2 protein-coding genes are annotated in these 7,299 nt (G+C 45.8%); one reads left to right on the forward strand and one right to left on the reverse strand.

The window, feature by feature from the left end:
• The first annotated feature begins 780 nt into the window (after positions 1 to 780).
• Entirely contained in the window at positions 781 to 6,975 is a 6,195-nt protein-coding gene (locus tag AADEFJLK_RS13430) for an NACHT domain-containing protein (RefSeq protein WP_103974617.1), read from the forward strand.
• Between the two features lie 37 nt (positions 6,976 to 7,012).
• On the opposite strand, the gene AADEFJLK_RS13435 is transcribed toward AADEFJLK_RS13430, so the two are convergent.
• The coding region (locus AADEFJLK_RS13435) for a transposase domain-containing protein (RefSeq protein ID WP_146054593.1) at positions 7,013 to 7,299 on the reverse strand (287 nt) is incomplete at its 5' end.

Here is a 7,299-nt window from a genome sequence, read left to right on the forward strand (position 1 = left end):
CACTGACTTAAGCCCTGACTGTTTATTCGTCGTTTAAGGCGCTGAACTGGCGCCGCCTGATGACCCCTGCCTGGAATCACGATATGCGGATAAGATTGTCCGCCAAGCCACACACCGCTGTCAACCGGATGATTAAACGGCGGATTCCGTCGCCTTGCATCCACCGAACTCCACTAAAAAAACGCCACTTTTCGCGCTTACCATTCCCGCCAACCCCCGTAAGAATAAGCCGTGCGCAACTGAGGCGCACTAGGGCGCAACTAGGGCGCAATTAGGGCGCAATTAGGGCGCAATTAGGGCGCAATTAGGGCGCAATTAGGGCGGAACTAGGTTGGTGGGTAACATAATTTCCTTTACCCCACCCCCCGTTATATTTTATAACCGACATTTCGCATACATTATTGTAAAATATTGATTTTTAATAATAAATTTTTTTGAAACTGAATTTAATAAAAATATAACATTTACTTTTCAATAGGTTGCTTATGGTATAATGAGGGTCAAGAATTTTATTTTTTAAGCAAGATCTCATTAATACGCATTAATTCCTAAATAATTTTTTAATGGAGAATTGGTGAAATTAATTTTGAGTATAGTGTTATTTAGAATGTTTAGAAAAAGAATTTTCATTCCTAGCGACATAAAATGCTACTATATAGTAGCATTTTGGTACTAATATGTCAGCACTAGTGATCAGCTCATAAAAAAATTGAAATGCTCCAATGCCCTAATTAATAATTGACGAAATTTCGTTCTTGAATTCCCTTTCTCTACATTCTAATGTCAAATCACATTTCCTCTTCCGGTGAACGTGCGGCTATTGTTGGTTACTCCGCCCAATATTTAATTGCCGCCGAACAAATCTATACTGCCCTGTTGGCGGGGCAATTGGAATGGGTCGCCTTGGCAGATCCGGCGGCGGGCAGAGTCGACGACATCCAGATTGCGACACCAGGCAAAATTGATGCTTACCAGATTAAATGGGGAGAACAGGTTGGCTCCCTCTCTTTCAATGATCTGACCACTGGGGAGGGTGATCCAGGTGATAATAAAAGTCACGGGTTAATTGGACAACTTTCTGGAGGCTGGAACAGGTTAAGAGTATTGAATCCTGAAAGTCGAGTAGTTGTTCATCTGGTATCGCGGGATATTGGTGCCCCCCAAGCCACTATTCCTCATGATGAGGGTACGGTGTCCAAAGCCAACTTGCAAGGCTTTCTGACTGATTGCTGGACAGATCGGACTTGGATCAAGCGGGGTCTAAATGCGTGTCCATCAGGTTGGAAACCCGCACTTGATGGATTAATTGAGGCTAGCGGATTTGTCGAACAGGAATTTATGGTCTTTGCTCAGGACTGCGAACTGGAATTGGCCTATAGGATTTCCGAATGCACGGCGAATCCTAATCGGGAAACACTTCGCCGATACGAAGACCTCAAAACATTGGCTGCCTTCTTGTTTCGATGCGTCGGTGCCGACCAACGAGTGATTCGCATCGACAGGGATCATTTGCTTGATGGCCTCGACTGGGAAACTCGCTTCAAACCACGCTTCCTACACGAGTTTCCAATTAATCGCCTCTATCAGCCGATTTCTGTCACAGTCAACGAGCTAGAATCAGCATTGAATGGATACACGCGAGGCTATTTGGCTGTTTTAGGTACTCCTGGATCAGGAAAATCCACTACGCTGACCCACACTCTACGCTACCGTAAAGGCTGTCGTTTGGTGCGCTATTACGCCTTTGTTCCTGACAGCCCGCTACAAGGCAGAGGCGAGGCTTCCAATTTTCTGAACGATGTCGTTCTAGCCCTTCAATCACAGGGGATTCGTGGCGGTAACGATCAAGCAAAAACCCGTGAAGAATTCCTCGGCAAGCTTCATCGGCAACTGGCAGAGTTGCATGAACGATGGCTTACCGAATCCATACTGACCATTATCCTTGTGGACGGTCTGGACCACATTGAAAGGGAACAAAAACCCGACCGCAGCTTACTTCACGACTTTCCACATCCAGAAACTATGCCGTATGGGGTGATATTCATTTTGGGCAGTCAGACCCTAGAACTGGCTGGGCTCTCGCCAGCCATCAAGGCCCAACTTAAGGAAAAAAACAGACTTGTGACGATGGCGCCTCTCGATCGGAAAGCCGTATTCAGCATAGTCGAATCCGTTGGCTTGCTCGTTCCGCCCACGGCTGAGCAAATTGAAGAGACTTATCGCCTGTCGTCCGGTCACCCGTTGGCCCTGAACTATCTGTTGAAAATGCTTACGGGGGTTCGTGATCCGCTCGTTACAGCGCAAATATTGGCAACAACTAACCCTTATCAAGGACATATCGACCGGGATTATGAAATCTATTGGCAAGGTATTGAGAGAAACACCCCTCTCAAAGAACTATTGGCATTACTTGCTCGTCTCCGCGTACCTTTCGATCCCCGAATCATTGCGTCATGGGTTGGAAATGAACCAGTGCAGGCATTATTGAGGCAGGCGCGTTTCTATTTCCGTGAGGAAACGACTTCCCGTTGGCATTTTTTCCACAATAGCTTTCGCCAATTCTTGATTGACCGGACATCGCGGGATTTGTTGGAGGAATACGATGTCTCGTTGAACCGCAAGTATCACAGCCAATTGGCAGAATTCACAGCAAGGCAAGATGCAATGGATTCGCAAATCTGGGAACCCTTATACCATCATGCCTGTGCGGAAGAATGGGCCAATGCGTTAAACCTTGCTTCACAAGGATATTTTCGCCGCCAATTTTATGCTTTGCGCTCGTCGCAAGAGATATTTGAGGATATTACACTAGCTTTACGAGCGGCCCGCGAACAAATGGATACCGTTGCTTTGTTTAGACTATTGTTAATCGAGCATGAACTCAGGGAGAGAGGGCAAGCATTAGAGCAAGTAGATGTTCCAAGGCTTTTATTATCCATTGAGGGAGTTAGTGCCGTACTTGGTTACGTTATGGACGGTAATCACTTAAGGATTGATCAGTCTAATGCTTTGCGTCTTTGCCGAAAATTACTCGACACTGGCGATATAGAGGCGGCACGAATTTTATTTGATGCGGCAGAACCATTAGATTGGTTGAGCGGATCGCAACCAGTGAAAACGACCCTAGGAAAAAGCGACCTGTTAAAAAACTGGGTTAGGTGCGCGCATAATTTCAGACCACTGGAAGAAGTATTCAAAGCCATTGACGCGCTAGTGGCCGAGAATAATCCGGTTTTTCCAGATTCTGACCTGAATCTCATTTCTCAAGAGCTCCGGTCTAATATGCGCGTACTTTTAGCCGACTCAATTGCGCAAAAAGATAACCCTGCGTTGTGGAGCGAACTTAAAGGTCTGGCTGCCAATCTTTCCGATGGTTCTAACTTATTGTTACGAATGGATTTTAATCTTTGCCACTTTCATTCAACTAATCCCGCTGCTGACCAAGCTTTGGAGCGCATTATTGACTGGGCTGAACAGGTGGCAGAATTAGATGATACGGAAAGATTATCGCTTTGCGAACATTTAGTAAATATTCGCAACGATTTTAACAATGCTTGCCAGTGGATATCAGGTGTTTCTCAGCCACAGACTTACAGCTGGTCTGGCAGTCAATGGAAAAAACTTGCGCCTTTTATTCAACGGATTCGTTTGAATAGATTGCTGGCAACATTAGGTATAGAAATCTCTCCTGTCGCCGCTGTACCAGATGCCCTGGATGCCAAGGAGAGAGGCAACGTTTTATTTGAAAGGCATTTGGTGATAATTAGCCAGCTCTGGGGAAAGGCAAGACGCAAAGAAAAGTTATCCGGTAGCGAAATAGTCCGCATATTACATTCGGCGCTCAGGCTATATCAACGTAGCTGGAAAGAAACTAAAGAGTGGACTGGTTGGTATGAGTTTCAAGGTGCTGCAAACGATTATTTCGACCTTATGATTAGTGCCTCAGCCGCACACGGCGATGAAGCAATACTGGCTTTAAGCGACGAATTCGAAAAGCTTTGGGCATCAGAAAGCACCAAAAAATATTGGTCAACGGACCAACGCCACAAAATTGCTTTGATCCTTTATCGGAATGGTGACCAACGTTCGCGATTCATCCAACGGTTGGAATCTCTTCAACGAGAAATTGGCGTATGGGACGAGGTACACGCAAGGGTTGAAATTTTCAACGAGCTTGCTCTGTCGTGGTGCGAAGTCGGTGAAGTTGACAGGGCACAGGATTTAATTCCACGAATGTTGGAAGGATCGTTTGGCATTTACCATGACAAAGATCGACAATTGCAGCAGTGGGTCGAAGTATTAACTAAAGTAGCCTCTTCAGCTCCTGAACTCGTAGAGAATGAGTTGCATCATTTCGCCGCCGCAGTCCTAATCCTGGAAAAGGCCAATCGCGGAAGAGGAACTCAAGATGCAGCGATTGAGTTACTGGCGTTAGCCATGACTATTAATCCTAGTGAGAGTTGGCAACTATGTGAATGGCTGTGGAAAAACGGCGGCCTTCACTTTGATACTGGTGTGGCCGGTATTTTATTGGGAGCACTTCGCTCGAAACAGCCCCCAATAGAACTTATCATGAACCTCACGCGTCACCTCTACATACCTTTTGTACCCTATCTCTATGAGCCTTTGGCAATTGAATTGGCTGCGGCTTGCTTTAAGCTGGTTCCATCGGAGCTAACTCATGGTTTAATCGATGATCTTAGCCAAACATTGCTGGTGAAAGCTTGGCCAAATCAGAGGCCTTCATGGTGGAGGGCATTGATCGCTGGAATACGTCATTCAGGTGGTGACGCGAGTCAGTTCGAAAAGCAATATTTCGATAATCTTGGTGAACAGGACAGCAGTAGTTCCTTCCTAATATTGAAAGATGGTAGAAAAATCACCGTGGAAGAAGCAAAGGTTATGGTTGGCTCTTATGAGCAGCTTATAATCCTATTCGAATCCATAGAGAAAACAGACTACTTTCCATGGCCTTCGTTGCTGGAACCGTTAATTGAGAGTTTTTCCGCCGACCAGATACGCCAAATGTTGACGCGATGGGAATCTTATTTGTCGAAAGACGCCTTGCGCAATAAATTCGCCCTGCGCTTGCATCGACTCGGACATGCCTCGGAAGCGCTCACATTGTTGGAGCCGATGTTACAACAAAGTAAAGCGTCGGGATGGGATTCTCATTGGGATGGCGGCATACGGCAAACCGCTTTCGGGGGCCTAATAGCCATTGATCCAAAACGTTGGCGTCCTCAAGCTTTGAAAACATTGCTTGATGATTACACTTCGGAGTTCCGGTATCCAGTTAATCTTATTAACAACTGGGAAGAACTCACCGACATACTGTTTGAGAATGTTCCGTGGAACCAATTATGGCCGGAATTCCGTGAACATATCTTCCAACTCGCCGAATTTTCTCTAGCAGAAGATTTTCCGCAGTTAGTAGCGGTGAATAAGTGCACAATTGAAGAAGCATTACTATCGGTTTGTTCTTGGGCGACCAAGCTGCCGATCAACGAAGTAAGAGATCAGGTGCACTACGCACTGAGCGAAATCCTTGTCCAAGGACTTGCCCCTGAGGCAACAAAATGCTCGATATTTTCATTACTGAAAGATAAACATATCGGCGTCGTTCAAGGGCTTGCATTGTTGGATAGTGCTTGGCGTCAAGGGACGCCAATAGCCAAAGAATATTTCTTTCCTATTCTCGATCTCTGCCAATCTAAGGATTTTATTGTGCGGCGAATGGCGGAGCAATTAGCTGATTTATTGGAGATTAAGCCGGTCAGTACAGAAAAAGATGAACTCACAAAACTGCCGTTGGTTTATACTCTGAAACTTCCGCCACTCGGTAATTATGACTCTGCCGTACCCCATCATGCAATACATCCAGGGGAAACATTGCCGGATTCGAGTGACCCACTCGAAATGATTCGACCGCATCAAGAAGTAATCGAATTACTGAGCCATATAACAGAAATACCTATAGAAAATCTCTTGGAAAGAACTGCAATCTTAATGCGATCCATTAAACCAGCGTCAGATTGGAATAGTGCGGCAGAAAAACGCATGAGGGATTGGCTAAGCAATATTGAATTAAAGCTTGTTTACAACAGACAACGTCCTCATGTGGCCCAGCGTGCTATCAGTCAGGTTGTTGCGGAATTGGCAGATGTGGGATTACTTGACGACAAAGCTATATCCGTGGTTAATTATTGGCTATTTCTTTACGATTGGCGATTGGCTGGAGTTGAACCAGAACTTCGTCCAAAATCGATAAAAAGTCCAAATATGCCTGAAAGCTATGGGGTTCGTGACGAATGGGTCAATGGCACAGAAGAGGCATTTAGTTTTTTCGTGGATTACCTAGATGATGGCTTTGTAGTAGTAGGAGAATTAACACGTTTTAAGGAATGGAATTGGAAAGTGCCTACGGAATTACGGCTTACTATGGCCTGCCACCCTGATTGGCCGGTGTCGCCCGATGACGACTTCAGTACATACAGTTTTTTTCCAAACAAACATGAATGGAAGGCAAAGGATTATCCAGTATTACCCAGAGCCGAAATGTTACCATCGCTGGTAGTGCATGGATATTCGCAGCAAGAACTGGTCGGTTCCTGTAAATGGCTGGCTTTCAATCCGGTCGTCGCGATTCAGATCGGATGGCATCTATCTAAGGATGGGCTTTTCCGGTGGGTTGATGATGCTGGACAAATCATGGTTGAAAGTCGCCGATGGCAGGATGGCCCAATCGACCGTCAACCTCCACGCACTCGAGAAATAACTGGCGAAGGTTGGTTGGTGGTAGCATCCAGCAAAGCTCGAGCAATAATTCAAGAAAATATTGGTTCGTTAGGGATTATTAGAGGGGTTAAAAGAAGTATTTGGGAGAATGACCGAGAAAAATCTCTAGAGTCGCACAAATTGAGAATTAGTCAGTGGTTGGCTGACGAGAGCAAAACTTTCCGCTCAACCAAATAATATCCTGATTAGCAAGATGCTTCGTAAACGCGTGTTCCTACCACGTTGCCTTTTCAGGTAAATTTTGTTTAATCGCCGTTATTTGTTCGGGGGTCAAAGGCAGCAATTCATCAATGCGGCTATTCGGCCACACGGGCAGTTTTTCTAATGTTTCCTTCAGCCATGCCGCCGGGTTTAGGCCATTAAGCTTGGCCGTGCCCAGTAAGGTTTGGATTGCGGCGGCACGTTGCCCGGCACGTTCGGAGCCGGCAAACAGCCAATTTTTCTTGCCCAACGCAATGGGCCGGATGCAGTTTTCCACGGGGTTGTTGTCAATCGGCAGAT

It is taken from the genome of Methylovulum psychrotolerans, from assembly GCF_002923755.1.
Taxonomy (GTDB): Bacteria; Pseudomonadota; Gammaproteobacteria; order Methylococcales; family Methylomonadaceae; genus Methylovulum; species Methylovulum psychrotolerans.